14 protein-coding genes and 1 pseudogene are annotated in these 19,098 nt (G+C 69.8%); 3 read left to right on the plus strand and 12 right to left on the minus strand.

Annotation, left to right across the window (positions count from 1 at the left end; genetic code table 11):
* From AB0J80_RS37865 to lanM, 9 genes are all read right to left on the minus strand, one after another.
* A partial coding sequence (locus tag AB0J80_RS37865) for an amino acid adenylation domain-containing protein (protein WP_364714594.1) occupies window positions 1–1,187 on the minus strand: 1,187 nt, incomplete at its 3' end.
* A gap of 145 nt (window positions 1,188–1,332) precedes the next feature.
* The gene (locus AB0J80_RS37870; protein ID WP_364714596.1) at window positions 1,333–1,539 is read right to left on the minus strand and encodes an MbtH family protein; all 207 of its coding nucleotides are present in this window, start codon (window positions 1,537–1,539) and stop codon (window positions 1,333–1,335) included.
* Window positions 1,540–1,716: 177 nt separating this feature from the next.
* A complete protein-coding gene (locus tag AB0J80_RS37875; RefSeq protein ID WP_364714598.1) occupies window positions 1,717–3,126 on the minus strand; it encodes an amidase family protein in 1,410 nt (469 codons plus the stop codon).
* A complete protein-coding gene (locus AB0J80_RS37880; RefSeq protein ID WP_364714600.1) occupies window positions 3,119–4,414 on the minus strand; it encodes an MFS transporter in 1,296 nt (431 codons plus the stop codon). Before AB0J80_RS37880 ends, AB0J80_RS37875 begins: the two co-directional genes overlap by 8 nt.
* 41 nt (window positions 4,415–4,455) lie before the next feature.
* Window positions 4,456–5,730, minus strand: coding sequence for a glutamate synthase-related protein (locus AB0J80_RS37885; protein ID WP_364714602.1), 1,275 nt, complete (start codon window positions 5,728–5,730; stop codon window positions 4,456–4,458).
* The gene (locus AB0J80_RS37890; RefSeq protein ID WP_364714604.1) at window positions 5,727–8,105 is read right to left on the minus strand and encodes an amino acid--tRNA ligase-related protein; all 2,379 of its coding nucleotides are present in this window, start codon (window positions 8,103–8,105) and stop codon (window positions 5,727–5,729) included. The genes AB0J80_RS37885 and AB0J80_RS37890 overlap by 4 nt, the downstream gene beginning before the upstream one ends.
* Window positions 8,102–8,596, minus strand: coding sequence for a cobalamin-dependent protein (locus tag AB0J80_RS37895; RefSeq protein WP_364714606.1), 495 nt, complete (start codon window positions 8,594–8,596; stop codon window positions 8,102–8,104). The genes AB0J80_RS37890 and AB0J80_RS37895 overlap by 4 nt, the downstream gene beginning before the upstream one ends.
* Window positions 8,597–8,826: 230 nt before the next feature.
* The gene (locus tag AB0J80_RS37900; RefSeq protein ID WP_364714608.1) at window positions 8,827–9,024 is read right to left on the minus strand and encodes a hypothetical protein; all 198 of its coding nucleotides are present in this window, start codon (window positions 9,022–9,024) and stop codon (window positions 8,827–8,829) included.
* A 41-nt stretch (window positions 9,025–9,065) separates the two neighbouring features.
* Complete coding sequence (gene lanM, locus AB0J80_RS37905) at window positions 9,066–11,618, minus strand: type 2 lanthipeptide synthetase LanM (RefSeq protein ID WP_364714610.1); 2,553 nt, start codon at window positions 11,616–11,618, stop codon at window positions 9,066–9,068.
* Window positions 11,619–11,904: 286 nt separating this feature from the next.
* On the opposite strand from lanM, the gene AB0J80_RS37910 reads away from it, so the two are divergent.
* The gene (locus AB0J80_RS37910; RefSeq protein ID WP_364714612.1) at window positions 11,905–13,197 is read left to right on the plus strand and encodes a helix-turn-helix domain-containing protein; all 1,293 of its coding nucleotides are present in this window, start codon (window positions 11,905–11,907) and stop codon (window positions 13,195–13,197) included.
* A 165-nt stretch (window positions 13,198–13,362) separates the two neighbouring features.
* Here AB0J80_RS37910 and AB0J80_RS37915 read toward each other — a convergent pair whose 3' ends face one another.
* Window positions 13,363–15,366 carry a serine/threonine-protein kinase gene (locus AB0J80_RS37915; protein ID WP_364714614.1) on the minus strand — a complete coding sequence of 668 codons (2,004 nt, stop codon included), beginning with the start codon at window positions 15,364–15,366 and terminating at the stop codon, window positions 13,363–13,365.
* A gap of 95 nt (window positions 15,367–15,461) precedes the next feature.
* Here AB0J80_RS37915 and AB0J80_RS37920 point away from each other — a divergent pair.
* A pseudogene (locus AB0J80_RS37920) lies at window positions 15,462–15,792 on the plus strand (IS3 family transposase); the annotation flags it as partial.
* Between the two features lie 331 nt (window positions 15,793–16,123).
* Here AB0J80_RS37920 and AB0J80_RS37925 read toward each other — a convergent pair.
* Window positions 16,124–16,978, minus strand: coding sequence for a hypothetical protein (locus tag AB0J80_RS37925; protein WP_364714616.1), 855 nt, complete (start codon window positions 16,976–16,978; stop codon window positions 16,124–16,126).
* A 345-nt stretch (window positions 16,979–17,323) separates the two neighbouring features.
* Here AB0J80_RS37925 and AB0J80_RS37930 point away from each other — a divergent pair, with 345 nt between their 5' ends.
* Entirely contained in the window at window positions 17,324–18,115 is a 792-nt protein-coding gene (locus tag AB0J80_RS37930; protein WP_364714618.1) for a hypothetical protein, read from the plus strand.
* 362 nt (window positions 18,116–18,477) lie between these two features.
* Here AB0J80_RS37930 and AB0J80_RS37935 read toward each other — a convergent pair whose 3' ends face one another.
* The gene (locus AB0J80_RS37935; RefSeq protein ID WP_364714620.1) at window positions 18,478–18,639 is read right to left on the minus strand and encodes a hypothetical protein; all 162 of its coding nucleotides are present in this window, start codon (window positions 18,637–18,639) and stop codon (window positions 18,478–18,480) included.
* Between the last annotated feature and the right edge of the window lie 459 nt (window positions 18,640–19,098).

Genomic DNA, 19,098 nt, shown 5'->3' on the forward strand with positions numbered 1-19,098 from the left:
ACCCGGAAACCACGGATCTTCACCTGATCATCAGCACGGCCGAGGAAATCCAGCACCCCGTCACCACGCCACCGGACCAGGTCACCGGTGCGATAACACCGCTCACCCGGCTCGAACGGGTTCGCCACAAACCGTAGTGCGGTCAACCCCGACTGACCCACATACCCATCAGCCAGACCAACCCCCGCCATATACAACTCACCGACCACACCCACCGGCACCGGAGCGAGATCACCGTCCAACACATACACACGCTTGTTCGCGATCGGCCTGCCAACCGGGATCGCAGCCCTGCCGAGATCCTCCGCGCGCACGGTGTGACAGGCAGTGAAAATCATCGACTCCACCGGCGAATAACCATTCACCAACCGCAGCCGCGGATACGCACCCAGCAACGCAGCCAAATGCGCCACCGACGCCGCCTCACCACCGGTCATCACCTGACGAACCCCGACGAACGCCCGCGGATACTCATCCACCAAGAAATTCAACAGACTCGCCGACACATGCACCGTCGTAATCGAATGCTCAGCGATCAAACCAGCAATCACCGCCGGCTCCGGCACCTGACCCGGCTGCAACACACACGTCGCCCCGTGCAACAACGCACCGAACAACTCCAAAGCGAACGCATCCCACGACACCGGCGCGCACTGCAGCCACACCTCACCAGCACCGAAATGCACAAAATCCTGCGACGTCAACGTGCCCACCACCGAGCGGTGCGAGGCCACCACACCCTTCGGCACCCCCGTCGACCCCGACGTGAACATCACACACGCGACATCACCCGGCGACGCCTGCGACACCACAGGAACACCCGCCTCGACACCGTCGACAGAGACGAACTCCAGCCCCGGCAACCAGCCCAGCTCATCGGCAGTGACGACCAACGACACCCCCGCCTGCCTGGTCATCGCCGCCAGCCGCTCGACCGGAAACGCCGTATCGAGCACCGTGTACCCGGCACCCGCCTTCAGCACCGCCAACAGCGCGACCACCAGCGCCGGACCGCGCTCCAGATAGACACCGACGATCTGACCCGGACCCACCCCACGCGAAGCCAGCCGCCGGGCGAAACCCTCAGCCCGCGCCTCCAACTCGCCATAACTGACCCGCTCGGCACCGAACACCAGAGCGATCTTCGCCGGCAGCAGCGCGGCCTGTTCCGCGACCAGTTCATGCACGCACCGATCACCAGGGAAGTCCGCCGCGGCGCCATTCCACTCCACGAGAATCCGCTCGAAATTCGCGTCAACAGCTGACCGGGACACAGGAGAACTCCCCAAGGACTAGATCTGCAAGAATGTGATGGTCACGCGGGCGGCGGAACTACCTGCGAAGCGCGGCGACGCTGGCCGGGCGCAGATCGGTCCAGTTCTTCTCGATGTAATCGAGGCAGCCCTGCCGGGTATCCTCGCCATGGACGGTCGACCAACCCTCGGGGACCGCAATCGTGGCCGGCCAGAGCGAATGCTGGTTCTCGTGGTTCACCAGCACGAGATACGTTCCGTCTTCGTTCTCGAATGGGTTGCTCATATCGCGACTCCCTTCACGATCGACAATGTCGCGATGGGGGAAGCGTAGGCTGGGTGGTGCCAATTCGATCGGCAGTAGGAAAGGCAGAAGACCGGCAGTTCTACCGCCCCGGCTGCCGGCACCCGGTCAGTGATCCTCGGCTACCGACCACCGGCCCCCTTGGCGCTGGCCGAAAGGTCAGCGGGTCTCGAGCGCACGTTCGACGGCGGCGGCGAGCGGCAGCAGGCGGTCGAGGCGGCTGGGACCGAACACGGAGACGCCGATCGGCAGCCCGTCGATGAACCCGGCCGGCAGCGAGATGTTCGGGTAGCCGGCCAGTGCGGCCGGCGACGAGCTGTTCGGTGCAGCCGGATCACCGGCGGCCGGATCGAGGATCCACGCCGGCCCGTTCGTCGGCGCCAGCACGGCGTCGATGCGGTACCGGGCCAGGACTCCGTCGATCAGGTCCCGGCCGGCTCGGAGGGAGCCGGCCCGGCCGGCGGCCCACTCCTCACGCTTTGCCGGTGAAAGGGCGGCTGCCTGCTCGAGCACGTCCTGCTCGACGCCGTCGGCGCGATTCGCGGCGATCAACTCGTCGAGCGTGCGTGGGGCACCCGTCCGCGTTCGCAGGTACGCCTCCAGGCTGGGCCGGAACTCCGCGTACAGCGCACGGAACCAGGGCACGAGCAGCGGACGCCCGACGTCGAGTTCCACCGGAACGATCTCGGCCTCGAGCACGCCCGCGACCTCGTCCAGGAGGGCGCTCACCTCGTCTGGCATCCCGGGCACGCGCCAGAGCCCGATCCGCCGCCCGGTCAGCCCCGTCCCGGCGAGCCACTGCGGGCGACCGGGGAACGCGGTATTGCCGGCGAGCACATCCGGGCGTCCGGTCAGGACCGACAACGCGGTCGACGCGTCACCGAGCCGGGTGGCCAGCAGCCCAGGCACGTCGACGGCACGGGAGATCGGCACAATGCCATCGGTGGGCAACAAGCCGATCTCTGGCTTCACCCCGACCACGCCGTTCACCCCGGCCGGGCAGACGATCGAGCCGTCCGTCTCGGTGCCGAGCGCGAGCGGCACCATGCCGGCCGCCACCGCGGCGGCCGACCCCGACGAGGACCCCCACGGCGTGCACTCCAGCCTGTGCGGATTGCGGGTCTGACCGCCGACCGAGGACCAGCCCTCGGGGCCGGAGCTGGTGCGAAAGTTCGCCCATTCGGTGAGGTTGGTCTTGCCGAGGATCACCGCGCCCGCTGCCCGGAGCCGCCGGACGATCTCCGCATCGTGGCGCGGCGGCATGCCGGCGAGGTGCCTGGAACCGGCCGTTGTCGCGAGGCCGGCGGTGTCGATGTTGTCCTTCACCAGTACGGGGATGCCGTCCAGCGGGCCGCGCGATCGGCCCGCCGCCCGCCGCCGGTCGGCGGCCAGCGCCTGGTCGACGGCGGTCTCGTCGACCGCGAGCACGGCATTGACCGTGGGGTTGGCGGCGCGGATCCGGTCGAGGCAACCCCGGGTGAGGTCAGCGCCGACCAGGCTCCGGTCGGTGCCCGGGACACGCCGCAGACGATCACGGACCCGCAGGACACCCGCTGAGGGATCAGTCAAGGCGGGCTCCCCTCAGGGCGGGAGTCGCGAGGACGATCGCGACCGCGGCGCAGGAGAGGATTGCGTGGGCGCACATGGTGACGGCGACGCCGAACCACTCGATCAGGCTCCCGATGGCCAGATTGCCCAGCGGCACCGACGCGAAGATGACCAACGCCTGGATCGACATGACGCGGCCACGGAGCTCGGTCGCGCTCCAGCGCTGCACCAGCGAAACCAGCGTGATGCCGACGAATCCCGAGCTCACTCCGGTGATGAAGTACGCGGCGACGCCCCAGGACAGCGAGCCGGCCAGCCCAAGCGTCACCAGGCAGGCGCCTTGGGTCAGGATTCCGGCGACGAGCCGCGGTGCGGCACGGCGGCGGGCCGGCAGGATCAGCGTCGCGAGGAAGCTGACCGTCGCACCCGCCGTGAACGCGGTGAGCAGCAGCCCGGTACCACTGGCGGCGGTGCCGGCCGACCGGGCGAACAGCACCACCCCGATGTTGAGCGGGCCGGCGTTGCTGAGCTCCACCAGCCCCGCGACGACCATCAGCAGTCGCAGCCTCCGCTCGCGGGCGATGTACCGCAGCCCGGCGCGGACCTGCGCGAAGAACGGCGGTCGCGCCTCGGGCGGCGGTCGCTGGGCGGGTGCGACCGGCGCGAGCCGTGCGGTCGCCGCGGCGAGCGGCCGGGAGAGCAGAACCGCCATCGCCGAGCCGACGAAGCTGACGGCGTTGACGCAGGCCACGAGGGCGATGCCGCCCACATCGACAAGTGCGGCACCGATCGGTCCACCGGCGGCTTGACCGCCGCGCAGACCCAGGAGGTACGCCGCGTTGCCCCGGACGAGGTGCCGGGACGGCAGCAGCTGGGGTCGCAGCGCGCCCGAGGCAGGCACGAAGTAGGCGTTGAGCAGCGACAGCACCGCCGCGACCGCGACCAGCAACGGCACCACCGGGCCGATCACCGCCACGGTACCGGCCGCGGCCAGCATGGCGCCGCAGCGGGCCAGGTCGGTGCCGACCATGACCCGCCGCGGGCCGTACCGGTCGGCGACGGCGCCGCCGGCCAACAGGGCCGCGAGCATCGGCAGGCCGGCGAGCGCGAGTACCGCGCCGGCGACGGCCGGGCTGCTGACCCGGGTCAGGGTCCAGGTCAGCGCGACGTACCAGGCGGCGTCTCCGAGCGAGGACAGCCCCATCCCGGCTACGAACGCCAGATACCGCGGGCTGAGCGGCCCTCTCTCGTTCATCGGTGGCCGGTCGAGGATCGCCGGCTCGTCCGCGTCACGCAGCACGTCGCTCATCGCTCGTCTCCTTCCCCGTTCTTAAGGCGTGCGGGCGGGTTCTACAGGCGTTCCGGCAGGGTTTCGGCGCAGGCCGGCGCAGCGCCGAGCGGGGGCCAGACGTCCTCGGGGCCGAGCGCGTCCGAGCCGTACTTGCCCAATGCGCTGATCAGCATCCGCAGTTCCAGCGCGAGGCACTCGACGAGGTTCACCAGGCCGGCGTCGTGATCCTCATCGACCGCGAGCAGCGCGGCACGGCCGAGTCCGACCGCGGTCGCTCCGAGCGCGAGCGCCTTCGCGGCGCGCGCGCCCTCCCACATCCGACCGGAGGCGAGCAGGCAGGACCGGACCGGGCCGATCCGGCGCAGGCACTCCCCCAGCGGCAGCCCCACGTGGTGCAGGAACGACAGTGGCGCCCAGCCGGTACCGCCCTCGGCGCCGTCTACGGTCACCGCGTCGGCACCGGCCTTCCAGGCCACCGTGGCGGCCTCGTGGATGTCCCGGCCGGGGTGCAGCTTCACCCACACGCGGGCGCGCGGGAAGTTGTTGCGCATCAGCCGGATCTGCTGCCGGAGGATCTCCTCGGTGAAGGTGCCAGGGTTGCTGCTGCGCAGCACCTTGGCAGCGTCGGCTCCGAAGACGGGATCGATCGCGTACAGGTCGTCGATCCGGGCGGCGGCGGCACCGTCGAGGACGGTCATCCCGCCGAGTCCGGGTTTGGCGCCCTGGCCGGTCTTCAGTTCGAACGCGAGCCGGCCCGATTCGAGCAGCGGCCGTGCCGCCGGGTCGCTGTAGACGAGGTTCCACACCTCGGCGTCCGCGTCCTCGGTGCTCTGCTGGACCGCGACGCCGCCGAACCCGTCCGGCAGCTCCGCCGAGTACGCGGTGATCCGGGCGAGCAGCGACTTCTGCGTCGCGCCGCCGAGCCGCCCGTACCCGTTGACCGGCACGACGTTCTCCCCGATGACCATGGGAATGCCGAGCCGCCCAGCCTGCCCGCTCGCGGCCACGCCCAGGTCCGCGCTGGCCACTTGGGTGGAGCCGAACGCCGACAGGTACACCGGCAGAGCGGAGCGGAAGCCGCCGATGACCGTGTCCAGGTCCACGTCCGAGTAGACCGGTTCGCGGGCGAGGTCGATCAGCTTCTCCAGTCGCTGCGGCATGAACACCGGCGGCACCAGCCGCAACGCGTCGAGCGAGTCGCCCGGCTGGGTGGGCCCCGCACCGCACAAGACGCTGCCGTACTCGGCGATGTCCGGGAAGGCGGCGGCCGGCCCGACCCGAGCCCTGGCCCGCACGGCATCCTCCGGGAAATCGCGCGCATGCAGGTTCGTCACGGGGACTTCACCCCCGGCAGCTTCGGATAGGCGTTCGCCTGCCAGACGGCGTCCAGGCCGGTGACGTACCGGGTGAGGCGTTCCAGGCCGAGACCGAAACCGGCGCTGGAGGGAATTCCCTCCCGTACCAGCTGCAGGTACCAGCCGTACTTGGCCGGGTTCTCGCCGGTCTCGCGCATGCGGGAGACGATCCGGCCGTACTCGTGTTCGCGCTCGCTGCCGCTGCACAGCTCGCCGTAGCCTTCGGGCGCGATCAGGTCGAAGTTGCAGAGCTGGCCAGGGCTGGTGCGGCTCTCCCGGTCGTAGAAGCCGCGGGATCCCTTGGGGTAGTCGGTCACGAACAACGGGTGGCTCACCTTGCGGGACAGCTTGACCTCAGCCTGCCAGTCGATCTCGGCCTCCGGGCTCTGGTCGTGGCCTATGTCGTGCAGATCCCGGACCGCGGCGGCGTGGGTGCGGCGCTCGAACGGCCGGCTCAGCAGCTCGGTGAAGGCGCTGGTGTCTCGGCCCAGGAACTCCAGCTCATCCGGCATCTCCTCGACGACCCGCCGCACGATGCCGCGCACCAGGTCCTCGAGAATGTGCAGGATGTCGTCGCGGGACGCACCGGCCACCTCGACGTCGATCTGGTGGAACTCCGCCAGATGCCGACCGGTGGTCGAGGTCTCCAGCGGCTCGAGCCGGACGTTCGGCGCAACGTAGAAGATCTTGTCGAACGCGAGCAGGGATGCCTGCTTGTACAGGATCGCGCTGGTCATCAACTTGTACCGGTGACCGTAGTAGTCGATGTCGATCTGCTTGGCGCCGCGCGCGCCGGGGTCGGTCACCGGGCCGATCATCGGCGGGAGCATCTCCACGAACCCCTGTGCACTCAGGTGCTCTCGGGCCGCGGTGAGCATCCGGTGCTGAATCCTCAGCACCGTTCGCGTTACTGGGGACGAGAGGTGTTCGCGCGGCGACGCCGGGAAGCCGTCAGGCACCCCAGCGCCGGTCGTGTTCGGTTCGGTCATGGTGGTCTCCGCGGTGTCGTCGGGTCGGTGGGACAGGCTGTCGGCGAGATGCCTGCGGTTCGAGTGGTTCAGCGCCGCGTCGTCGAACTCGCGCTCCACGTAGGACAGAGCCCTGAGCAGGTCGGACGAGGTCACGGTGCGCGGCTTGGCGGCCGCGACGAGGTGGCCGATCGGCATCGACCCGATGGAGGCCCAGCGCAGCCGCCCATCGGAGTCGATAGAGCTACGGGTACGGCCCAGGTTGTCCGGGTGCAGACAGTACGGAACGTCGAGGTAGCCCCGTTCGAAGGCAAGGGTGAGCCCACGCCCGATGTCGGGGTCGAGGCTGAGTACCGCGTCGACGAGCGCGCGGGCCTCGGCGTAAACGCCGGTGTCGTCGAGCCCGGCCGGCTGCAGACGATCCCGCTCGGCCACGGCGACCGCCGCGGCGGCCTCCAATGCCATGACGTTCTCGGCGATCGTCGGAATCCGGTGCGCCTCGGCCTCGGTCTTGACGATGAGCCGTTCGGAACCGCTGCGGACCGCCAGCCGCGCGGCCGCCTCCAGCAGACCGCGAGCGCCACCTGGAGTTCGCGGATAGACGCCCATATACGTGTAGATGACGACGTGCCAGTCGATGCCCGGCAGGAAATGGGCGGCGATCCGGCGCAGCGCCCGCACCGCCTCCTCATCCTGCGCCGGATTGGTCTGCTGGGCATAGCTGAGCGAGACACTGCGGAGCCCGTGCTGGACGAAGAACATCGCCTCCAGTGCGCTGATCGCCACCAGCAGGCTGGGCGGGCAGAGCTGGCCCAGCATGCAGCCGCCGAACGTCTCCAGGTGCGGTTCGACGCCCGGTCCGGCGCGCTCGGCGAGCATCTCGCAGCACTGGACCCAGTTGTCGACCGACTCGCGGATGGGCGTCCGGCTGTACGGCAGGCAGTACGAGACCGGCCCGCCCTCGGTCGCGTCGAGTCCGGCCGCCACCAGCGCCGCGAAGATGTCCTGCGGCGCGGCCGATCCGTGCCGCACCTGGACCGGGAAGTTCGCGGCCCGGACGCCGCGCAGTACGCCACGGGTGACGTCCCGGTCGTGCGCGACAATCGGGTAGCCGTTGAGGTCGACGCCGTCCGCAAGGGCTTGCCGGGCTGCGGAGTGGCCGCCGACCCGCGTATAGCTGTCGAGCGTGATGGTGCCGACGGTGGTGGCGCTGGCGTCCCTTGTGGCCGCCAGCCCTTCCCGCATGGTTCGGGGACTGCTCATGCCCATCCGGGGCTGCACGACGAGGCCGCCGGACCTGCGGGCACGCGCCACGAAGCCACCGAACGAGCCGGGCGCTGGTTCTATCGGCACGATCCTGCCGGCGCTGCTGATGTCAATGGTCACGATGCCTGGCCCGACAACGATCGAGCGTAGGAACGGAACGACTCGATGCCGGCGGTGTCCTGGAAGACCGCGTCGAATCCAGCCGCCAGCAGCGCGCCTGAATAGCGCAGATCATCCGCACCTCCGATGCCCAGTTTCCCGCCTATGACGATGGGCGTGACGGCCAATTCCGACTGGCTTCGAAGCATTCGGATCAGACGCATCCCGTCGTTGTATCCGTGCCCGTTCACGCTGCTGATCACGATCAGGTCGGGCGGCGGCAGACGACATCGATCGACAAGCACCTGGTCCGGCACACAGGCCCCTAGATTCGTCACACGGTGCCCCAGTTCCTCGAGCACCAGTTGCAGGAATACCAGGTTCCAGGTGTGCGAGTCAGACTCCATACTGGTGAGGACGACTCGAAGTCCCCGCTCTTTCTGGAGAGATGGCAGGTTCCTGCAATCCATGACTGCGCCCCGATTGGCTGGTGGATCGACGTTCTTACGCACCGGGGAAGATTAATGCTGGATCGACGCCGAGCAGCGGCAGTCGGGGAGGCAGTCGTGCGGCAGTTGCACCGAGGTATTCACGTGCTGATTCCGCACGCATCGGCCAACTCAGACGAACAACCCCGCAAGGGTATGTGTACCCTTGCGGGGTTCGCCAACTAGCAGAATCTTGCATTACCAGTCGGTTGAACCGGCGGAACCGCCGGCTTCTCGACCACGCGCGTCCGGCCTCAGCCGAACAGATCGGGGGGACGGATCGTGGTGTCCGGCCCGACGGCGAGCAGTGCCGCGCCAAGGCCGAGGGCGAGACCGGACAGGGCGCGGGCCCGCGCTCCGATCGAGCTGGCCTTCGGCAGCTTCATCTCGCCCGCCGGGTGCTCGGCGGCCGTGTCGGTCACGGCCTGGATCTGCTCGTTGTTCTCCTGCATCGGTGCGTTCCTCCGTGGTGGGTGTACTGGGTTGCGATGGCTTACGGCAGTCGGTGGTTCGGCGGGCCCGTGGAGGTCGACCACAGCGGCAGGAGCGAAGGCACCTGAAGGCTGAAGCCGATTCGCAGCAGGCCGTAGCCGATTCCGGCAAGGCCGGTGAGCAGGCCGGGCGTCGGCACGCCGGCCGGGGTTCCGCAGCGGAGCTCGCTGCCGATGATCATGTTGGCGCGGCGCCGCAACTCCCGTCTCGCGTGGTCATCACCGGCGTCCGCGAGGATGGTCAGCGCGTCCAGGACACGGAGTTCACCGTGGCCGAGACTGAGATCGGATCCTGGTGCCTCGCCGGCGATCCGGCGTGCGGCGACCATAGGGTCGGTGGTGGCCGCCGCGCCGGCGGCCTCGGCCAACTCGGTCGCCGTTCTCGCCCGCCCGGCCAACTCGGCGTCATCGAGGAGGAACGCCGCCCTGGTCAGGGCGTATGCGATGCCACCGAGACCATCGATGCCACCGCCGACCACGGTCATCAGCCCGGCGTCGGCGGCCACGTGATCGACCAGGCGAGGAAGGGGCCGCAGGGCCGCCCGGGCGAGGGTGCCGTACCGCTCCGCGCCGGTGAGCACGGCGAGCTGTGCGAGGAACAGTGCCACGCCGGGGTAGCCCTCGCCGAGCGAAGCGCCGAGCGGCGCAACCGTCCAGTGCCGGCCATCCAGCAGTTCCAGGCCGAGCCAATTCGCCCGCCACTGATCGTGAATTGCCCGGTCAGCGAGGTCGTCGGCGATGCGCCGGGCGGCGTCGAGCAGGTCGGTGCCGCCAAGTTCGTCCATCGTGGTTCTGGGGCGGCCTGCCGCGCCCGGGCGGGTGGCCAGCGTCGCGGTGATCAGCCACTCCTGGGTACGCCGATCTCGCGCGCCGAACGCCCACACCTTGGCGGACGCGGCGGCGAGACTGCACCGTGCGAGCACGTCCGGGATCCGCTGGCCGGCCGCGGACCACAGGTCACGCGACTCCGGCCGGCCGGTGAACAGGGGGATGTCGCCGGCCCACAGGTCGTCCAGCTCATGCCGTGCCAGACGCAGCAGCACGTCGTCGTCCGTCACGTCCTCGACGAGCTGACCGAACGTGCTGTCCCGGTCGAACGCATCCCGCAGGACGACCGGGTGGGTGGACTCGTCGAGGAAGGTCGCGTAGTAGGCGGTAGGCCGGACGACTACCCGGATCTCATCGCCGGCACCGGCCGTGAGCAGCGCGGCGAACGCGTCGCGGTTTCCGGCGATACTGTCGTAGCCGACGCGGAAACCCGCCAGCAGCTCGTCCAGGTGGTCCCCCGGATCGACCTCCCTGCCGTCGAGGCGCGGCCGGTTGTCGGCACCGGTGAACGGCGCGGCGCGGCGGACCAGTCGCATCCGATCGGTGCCGGCGGCCTCCCAGCCGGCGACCTCGGTCGGATACAGGGCGCCCTGGTCACCGCCGAGGCCGGAGAGGTCGAACCCGCCGTGCTCGCCGATCAGCACGCGCGGTAGCAGCGCGGTGCGGCACACGGACCGGATCAGGGCCTGCGCGGCCGGGTCCGGAATCGGGTCAGCCCGGGCCAGGTCCGGGTGGAACAGCGTCTCGACGTCGACCAGCACCGGATGGCTGCCGTGCGCGATCAGGTTCTCGCAGTGGATGTCGGTGCCGTCCACCGCGTAGAGCAGGGCGAGGAGGACGCCCTGCCGGCGGTAGAAGAGCTCCACCTCGGCCGCATTCGCGCACGGCACCCTGGCGACGTACTCCATCCAGCCGTAGTCCCGCCGGTCGATTGCGGCTGCCGTCCGCAGATCCAGGCCCGGCAGCCGCGCGTTGAGCCACGCGACCAGCAGGCCGAAGCGCTGGTGCGGCGCCAACGACCGAGGCTTGTACATGAGCTTCGCGCCGCTCGCGAAGGACAGCGTGGCGACCGCACGCCCGCGGCGGTGGGTGTCGCCGTTGCCGAAGTCGATCCTCGTCACGGGGCCCGGGTCGACGCCGCCGTGCACGGCCGCCACGATGGAGGGACGATCGAGGCTGAACCGCTCGATCAGCTCCACGAGCGTGTCCACGGCATACCCGCATTCCTGGCCAAGAAGGCGCCCCAGCACCGGATAGGCCGCGAACAGGCCGGCCAGCCCGGAACGGGAGCCGATCGTGCGGGCAAAATCGGTGAACCGCTCCGCCGGGGTGCCGCCGCGGAGCCGCCCCGCTGCCCGAGCGGTGTGCAGTTCCGCCACCAGCGTGCGGGCGGCCAGCGCCGCGAGGCGGCGGCCGAGCTGTGCTGACCATCCGTCGCACACCGCCGTCAGCTCGACCGCGCCGGCGTCGCCGACCTGCTCCATCACGCGGTCACGCGCCGCCCTGGTCAGCGGCGCCAACGCGGCGGCGAACGCCACGTGCCACTCGAGGCCCACGGCGATGTCCGGACCCTCGATCGGCGCCGCCGAGACGGTGTGCTCCACGAAGGCGGCCCACGCGGGATGGGTGGGGTCGGGCAGCCGATCTCGCGCACGAAGGCCCCGCGCCCACCAGCTGGGGCGTAGCGCCGGCGCCGCGGTGCCGAGGAGTTCGGCGGCGTTTGTCACGTCGAAAAGGTTGTCAGAGCCGGCAGGCTACGTACATGGGTAGTCGATGCCCAGATTCGGTCGACTTCATGAATGCTCTGGTCAGGTGGTGTGCCGCCGCTGAGTTCTGGCCTGTCGTCCAGCACCGCGGCGGAGCATGGTGAGGCAGGCGACAGGGGGCGGCGCCGCCACCCTACGAATGCGGGGATGCGGTGCGCATGTGCGCCCGCCGCGCCGATGTCACGCTCATCCACGAACCGGCGCGGGATCAGCCGGCGGGCGGCCATGCATCCGAGGAGGGGCCGATATGGAGAGTCAAGACTTCGGTGACCAGTTGCGACGGCATCGCATGAGCGTGCGGATGACGCAGCAGCAGCTCGCCGACTTCTCCACACTGAGCGTGCGCGCGATCAGGGACCTCGAACGAGGCCGCGCACAGCGCCCTCGATACGACACCGTACGACTGCTCGCCGAGGTACTCCGGCTGGACGGCCGGCAGCGCGAGAACTTCGAGTCGGTGAGCCGCGGTCTGCCGGAACTGAGTACGGTGCGCGGTGTCGACGTGACCCGGTTCGTCCCGCCGGTGGCACCGGCGGAGATCGTGGGCCGGGACGCGGAGGCGCGGGTGCTGACCGACCTCCTGACGGTGCACGGTCAGCGGCTGGTCGCGGTCGTCGGCGTGGCCGGCGTGGGCAAGACGCGGCTGTTGCTGGACGTGGCGGGGATCGTCCAGCGTGACGCCGACTGGTCGGTGCTGTGGGTGCCGGCCGCCGACCTCGACGGGCTGCCCGCCGCGGACCTGGCCGCCACGATCGGCGACCGCGACACGTTGCTGGTGGTGGACGGTCACGGTGACGCGAGAATTCCGGCGGCGTTGGTCGACGTGCTGCACCAGTGTCGAGGGACGAGGGTGGTCATCACGGCGGTCGACCCCGGTTCGGTCACCGGGGCGCAGGTCTTCCCGCTCCCCCCGCTCGAGGTGCCGACGCGAGGCGACGAGGACGATCTGGTCGCCCTCGCGCAGGTGGGTTCCGTCCGGCTGCTCATCACGCAGCTACGCCGGTTCCGCCCCACCTTTCGGCTGCGCGGCGAGAACGCAGCCGCGGTGGCGGGCCTGTGCCGCGCACTAGACGGAATTCCCCGCGCGCTGGAGTTCGCCGCCGCGTGGTGCCTGGTGCACACGCCGGAACAGCTGCTCGAGGAGATCCGGCGCGACCCGTTGACGCTCCGTGCGCCGCTGACGGCGACCGCCGACTCTCCTGACCTGTGGGCGTCGATGCGACGGACGCTGGACACGGTCGATCCGGCGCTGCGAGAGCATCTGAACAGGCTCGCCGAGCTGGACGGTGCCTGGTCCATTCCCGAGGCGGCGGGCCTGATCGGCTGCCGCACCGCCGAACTGGCCTGGGCCGTGCAGGCGCTGCTCATCCAAGGCGTCATCCGCTGCCGGGCCGGACGATTCGCCGTCCTCAACCTGGTTCAAGCCCTGTACACGGAGCGGAAGTCCGCCCGGGCAGGAGGCCGGACGCCCGGCGTCACCCGGCCGGGGCGGCCCCGCCGGGCACCCGCCCTCGGCGTCCCAGTCAGACCACCGGCCTGATCCGCCGGGCAACCCGGGAGAATCCCGCCTCGGGCCGACAGTTGTACTGCTCTTGCCGCTCTGGTCCCCCAGACGCACTTTGTCGTTGAACGTAAGAGCCACCGATATGCCCTCGCCCTGCGGCACGAGGAAGCGCAGATGGCTGGCCGGAGTGATCGGGCGGGATCAGCGCAGCAGCGGATAGGCCGTCGCCGCGAAGCCGATGGAGGCCACCACCATGGTCGCCCCGACGGACAGCGTCTCCACCGGAGCTGGGGTCGGCGTCGACCACAGGGTGTGTCCGGTCGCCGGGTCCAGTTCATGCAAGACTGAGTCGTACGAGGCGGCGAAGATGCGGCCGCCCTGGCTGGTGGCCACGACCGGGTTCAGCAGCCGACGAAACCAGCGCCGCGCCGCACCCTCCGCGGCGGCCACCCCTGACTCCCCCTCCGTCATCCGGGCATCGTTGACGCCGACGACGGTCATCGCGCCCGCCGACGTGACGACGGAGATCTCAGTCGGCGAGTCCGGGCCCGGGATATACGCCGCGACGGGCACTGCGCTGGTCACCGCCCCCGTCCGCGCGTCCAGGGTGATCAGCTTCCAGGCGTCGCCGGCGGTGACCGTGACGCAGAGCCGGTCACCGGTGCACCAGGGACCATCCATCACGCCCTTGGGCGCCACCGCGGCCTTCCAGGCCACCCTCCCGGTGACCGGCTCGATACCGTACAGCCAGCAGGGATCATGTTCCGTCCGGCCCGCCTGACCGTGCAGCAGCCCGCCGCGGCTCATACAGAACTGGTAGCCGAAGTCCCCGTCCCAGCGCAGACGCCATCTCCGGCGGCCCGTACGGGCGTCGTACCCGATCAGCGTGGACGTCGCCTCGAGTGTCAGGAACAGGCCGCCCAGCCCGGTGAGGATGCCCTGTCTTCCGGCCGGCCGGGCGGCCCGCACCGCCCCGGTGGCCGCGTCGAGCACGCGGAACGCGTCGCCCGCCTCCACGAGGACCTGATTGTCGGCGAAGGTCAGCACATCGGTCACGCCGGGCTCCTTGCGGCGCCAGCGCTGCTTGCCGGTCTCGAGGTCGACGGCGCGGACCACATCGCCGTCGTTACCGACCGCGACCGGTCCCATGGCGATCGGTTCCCGCAGATCGCCGCGGTGCCAGGCCGGGGCACCGAGTCCGGTCACCGGGCTCGGCCGGGCCGGCACCGAGGACCGGGGAATAGCCCCGCCCGGAGATCCCCTGGTACCCCGCCACAGGGCCGTACCGCCCACGGCCGCAACCGTGGCGGCGCCCGCGCCGATCACCGTCCGCCGGGAGAGCCCGCGCGTGCGCGCGGGGACACCGCTGAGCAGCATCTCGCGTGCCTGTTCCGCCGTCGGCCGCCGCGCGGGGTCGGCGGCCAGCAACCGCAGCAGCACCGGGCCGAGGGCCCCGGCGCGCTGCGGCGGCCGGATCTCGTGGCGCGCGTACGCGACCAGCATCGGCAGGTACCCGTCGCGCTGGAACGGCCCCACGCCCTCGAGGGCGAAATACAGGGTGGCGCCCAGGCCGAACACGTCGGCGGGTGGTCCAGGGGTAAGACCTTGAGCCTGCTCCGGGGCGAGATAGCCGGGCGTTCCGAGGACCGCGCCGGGCTCGGTGAGGGTCTCGGCGTCCTGCATAGTGGCGATGCCGAAATCGGTCAGCCGTACCACGTCGTCGCCGGACATCAGCACGTTGGCCGGCTTGACGTCGCGGTGGGTGATCCCGGCGGCATGGGCCGCCTGCAGGGCCGAGAGCAGTTGCAGCCCGATGGGGACCGCGCGGTCCACCGGGAGCGGCCCCTCACCGGCCACCATCTCCTTCAGCGAACCACCCGCCACGAACTCCATGACGATCCACGGCCGCTCGTCATGGTCGACAATGTCGTACACCGCCACGATGTTCGGATGGTGCAGCGCGGCTGCGGCGCGGGCCTCGCGCAAGCTGCGCTCACGCCCCTCCGCCACGGTACGGTCGGTGCTCCCCCAGCTGTGGCGCAGTTCCTTGACCGCGACATGCCGCCGCAGCACCTCGTCGTAGGCGGACCACACCACACCCATCCCGCCCGCCCCGATCCGCTGCAGCAGGCGGTAGCGGCCACCCAGCAGCGCGGCGCTGGACGACTCGCCAGGCCGCCCCGGCAGCTCCGCGGAGATCGACACGGCGCACACGCTAGCCGAGTCCCGCCGAGCCCGGGCCGCGTGTACCCCGCGAGGGCGTGAGTGGTCAGGCTCGCCAGCCTGCACCGCACCGTGGGGACAAGCTCTACCTGTGCGCCATCAAGGACGTATGGTCCTCGAACCGGATCGTCGGCTACTCCAACACTCACGGATGAAGTCGAGGCTGGCCGTGGCTGCCCTGCACAACGCCGTCGCCCGCCGCGACGATGTGGCCGGCTGCGTGCTGCACACCGACCGGTTGAACCCAGGCAATTTCGATCAAGAAAGTTCGTCCGCGCCCTCGACCAGGACCACATGACCGCGTCGATGGACTGAGTCGGTGTCGCCGGCGACAACGCCGCCATGGAATCGTTCTTCGGCCTGCTGCAGAACAACGCCCTCGATCGCCGCACCTGGAACACACGCCAGTTGCCCGTGGGCGACGATGAGTTCGGTCGTCCACGGTGACTCGAGCGGGTCGAGGGCTCGCGGACAGGCGGGCCAGCCCTCCGCCAGGTGTTTCACGTCCAGTTCCATGAACCCTGGGTCCCACCGCCAGGCCGTCACCGCCTCGACGAAGACTGCGGCCCACCCTGACCGGGAGACAGCTCGCGCAGCGGATGCCGCGCGGGCTGTCGCCCGTCGTTAACGTCGCCTCGCTCGCCTCGCGAGACGTCAAGGGGTCAGCCGCAGCGGCCGGGTATTTCCAACCCGCCCACCTGCGGTGCAGACGGCGACCGCGAACCCGGTGAGAAACGTGTCAGTACGGTAGTGGGGTTCCCTCCGGGAATTTCGGGTGGGCTGGCTTGGTCTTGACGAGCCAGGCGAGGTACTTGCCGGCCTGCGCGCAGGCCGCGGCCAAGGGGATGGCTCCGCGGGTGACGACTTCGACATAGACCGAATACTTACCGCGGGTGGCGAGCAGATTCAGGACATCGGAATCGGAGCGAAGCTTACGGACCACACCTTTGAATCCGGCGACGCGGAGAACCTTTCCGTGACTGCTGTCCATGGTGACCCAGGGCGAGTCGGTCGGCTGCACGGTCACGCTCCACTGGGCCGTCGGGTCCTTCAGTTTGTTGACCAGCAGGCACGACCCTGGCACGGTCCCTTCGGCGGTGTAGACCCGCACGGACCGGACCCGCAGGGCCTTCGCGACCGCCACTCGGTCGAGAACGGGGCAGACCTTGACCTGATAGCTGTACCGGTACCGGTGCTCCAGGGTGAGGTCGGTCGGCGGCGGGTCGTCGGTCGGCTGAGGCTCCGGGTCGTAGGTCGGCAGCGGTGCGGTCGGCACGCCTGTCGGGTACGCCGTCGGCGCCGGCACCGGAGCCGTCGGTGTCGATGACGGTGCGGCCTCCGCCGGGACGACGGCGGTCATCTGCGTGACCGTGCGACCGGCATCAACCTGTACCAGCGTCCCGAATGCTGCGTGTCGGTCACTGGCAGGCGCGGCCACAGCCGCTGATTCGGCGGTGACTGCGGTAGGGGTCGTAGCCATCGCCATCGCCGGGAAGGGCGCGGCTACGGCCGTGGCGGCAGTCGTCAGTACCAGGAGACCGGCCACGGTGAAGGCAATGCGCCGTGCTGGGCCAGGTACGCGGGGATTGAACATGGAGCCTGCCTTTGAGCGCCGGTCATGGTCGTGTTGTGCGGTGGCCCTCTCAATCGGCGCTGTGGGCCCCTTCTTTCGGAAACTGCGGTCCCACACGCTGCGCAGTGATCGACGGACGTCGATATCACGGGCAGATCTTCCCGTTCATTCGCACCCGGCCGGCACGCGTTCGCGATGGAGACAGCTGGGCAACCGTTCTGCACTCGACGCGCACCGGCGATCCAAGCGCCGGGTGAAAGACTTTTGTCTCCATGGGGCGTCCGCAGCTGCGGCGTCCCCGTTCCCACCGGGCGGGTGGACATCTATGTTTACTTGCCCGCCGGTTCTTCTTGAGGTGGTCCCCAGATGCTGCTTCGTTCCGGTCTTCTCGGGCTTCGACCTGCTCCCGTGCTGGCGGTGGCAGCGGCAGTCGCGATGTGCGGTGCGGCAGCGGCTCCTGCCGGTCCGGCGTCGGCTGCACCCGCCGCCTCCGTGGCCGGCGCCGGCCCAGCAAGAGGGGATGCCGGCAAGGTCACCTCCTACCTGGGTTTTGTGTCCATCGCGCCGCAGGGTTTTCAGGACTACGGGACAATCGTCACCGTCTCGGGCACCCTGCAAGGCCCAAGTGTGCCCAGCAGGGTGTCCATCCAGCAGCGGCAGTTCATGACGACCAAGTGGGTGGAGGTCGCCTCGGCGGTCACGTCCAGCGACGAATTCGACGAGTACCCGCCGGAACTAGGCTGGACGACAGCCACCTACTCGGCCCAGTTCCGCCGGCGCGTCTGCGCCGACATCCGTGTCGTGTACGCGGGCAACGAGACCGTCGCCCCCACCGTCGGGGAGGGCCCCGGGGGCGTTCTGTCGGTGGCCACGCTGAGCGGTTGGGCAACCACGGGGTCGTCCAAGCGGAACAAGACCGCTTCGATCACCGTCAAGACCGTTCCCGGCGCCGGCCGCAAGGTCATTCTCAAGTACATGCCGCCCGGAAGTACCGAGTGGGTCCGCAACGCCTACATCGCCAAGACGAACAGCAGCGGCGTAGCGACGGTAAAGTTTCGCCCGACCGGCAGGGGAACCTACAAGCTGCGGCTCTATGTCTGGCGTGAGAAGGGCATTCTCGACCGCACCTCCGCGATCCGCCTCCAGCGCGTCAGCTGAACAAACGGGCGGCAGCGCGCCCACCTGAAACCCCACCGAGCCGTCAATCCGAGCGTGGCCACGGCCGAGACGGTAACCACGGCGGGGCCGGCCTGAGACTTCGGAGCAAGCTCACCATGGTTCTGTTCATCGGCCCCAGCTGACAGCCGGCACCATGACCGGCCGGGCACTTGCCCGCCCAGCTCGTCGACGCGGATGTCGCCGCATCGGGTGGTGATCACGGTGTCGTTGCAGTGGGTCGTCATCACGTGCGCGTTTGCGATCTATCTTGGTGACGAACGTAGCGGCGGCCGGGATCCTGGCCGCCCCGGCAGCGGTCCCCATCGTCGGTTCAGGCTGCGGCAGACACAACTGCCGGTCGATCAACGCCTGCCCTGCGCCGAGCGGTACGGCACGGCCGTGACCACCGCGTTCACGGTGACCGACGGCCGGAAGCCCTGGGCACACCAGCCGGTGCCGCTCTGGGTCGCCGGCCCCACCGGCGCCTTCCACTGCACCGCTACCACCACGTCGAACCTGGGCACCGTGCAGCACATCCCAGACGATCACCAGCCACCACAAGGTACGACTGGTGGGTTTCCGCGACCGCGACGTCAGTTCAGGCTGCGTCGACGACCTACACCTACGTGCCACGCGCGGTCATCCGCCTGGCAAAGCGCACGAAGCACTCGACGACCGCGACAATACGCGGGGCAGGCGGACAGACAGCACAACTTCAACGCCTCGCCGGCCGATCCTGGACCACCACGGTCACCTAGCGCGTGCTCGCCCAACGCACCTTCTCCAGCCTTAGCGCAGGATCACGCTACCGAATCGTGGTGACGTCCACGCCTGCCGTCACCGGCGCAACAAGCAATGTCGTACAGATCTAATCCCGGCAGGGGATGGGCTAGGCAGTGTCTTCAAACGATCACCGGCTGACATCATCTGACGCGTGATCCGCCGCTATGAGCTGACTGATGCCGAGTGGGACTCGTTGTCGC

Source organism: Actinoplanes sp. NPDC049548, from assembly GCF_040676695.1.
In the GTDB taxonomy this organism is placed as follows: Bacteria; Actinomycetota; Actinomycetes; order Mycobacteriales; family Micromonosporaceae; genus Actinoplanes.

Bases quoted from the DNA above. Each gene is read 5' to 3' on its own strand.
- AB0J80_RS37870 (WP_364714596.1), bottom strand. From the start codon at position 1,539: ATGAGCAACCCATTCGAGAACGAAGACGGAACGTATCTCGTGCTGGTG.
- AB0J80_RS37880 (WP_364714600.1), bottom strand. From the start codon at position 4,414: ATGAGCGACGTGCTGCGTGACGCGGACGAGCCGGCGATCCTCGACCGG.
- AB0J80_RS37900 (WP_364714608.1), bottom strand. From the start codon at position 9,024: ATGCAGGAGAACAACGAGCAGATCCAGGCCGTGACCGACACGGCCGCC.
- AB0J80_RS37910 (WP_364714612.1), top strand. From the start codon at position 11,905: ATGGAGAGTCAAGACTTCGGTGACCAGTTGCGACGGCATCGCATGAGC.
- AB0J80_RS37925 (WP_364714616.1), bottom strand. From the start codon at position 16,978: ATGTTCAATCCCCGCGTACCTGGCCCAGCACGGCGCATTGCCTTCACC.
- AB0J80_RS37930 (WP_364714618.1), top strand. From the start codon at position 17,324: ATGCTGCTTCGTTCCGGTCTTCTCGGGCTTCGACCTGCTCCCGTGCTG.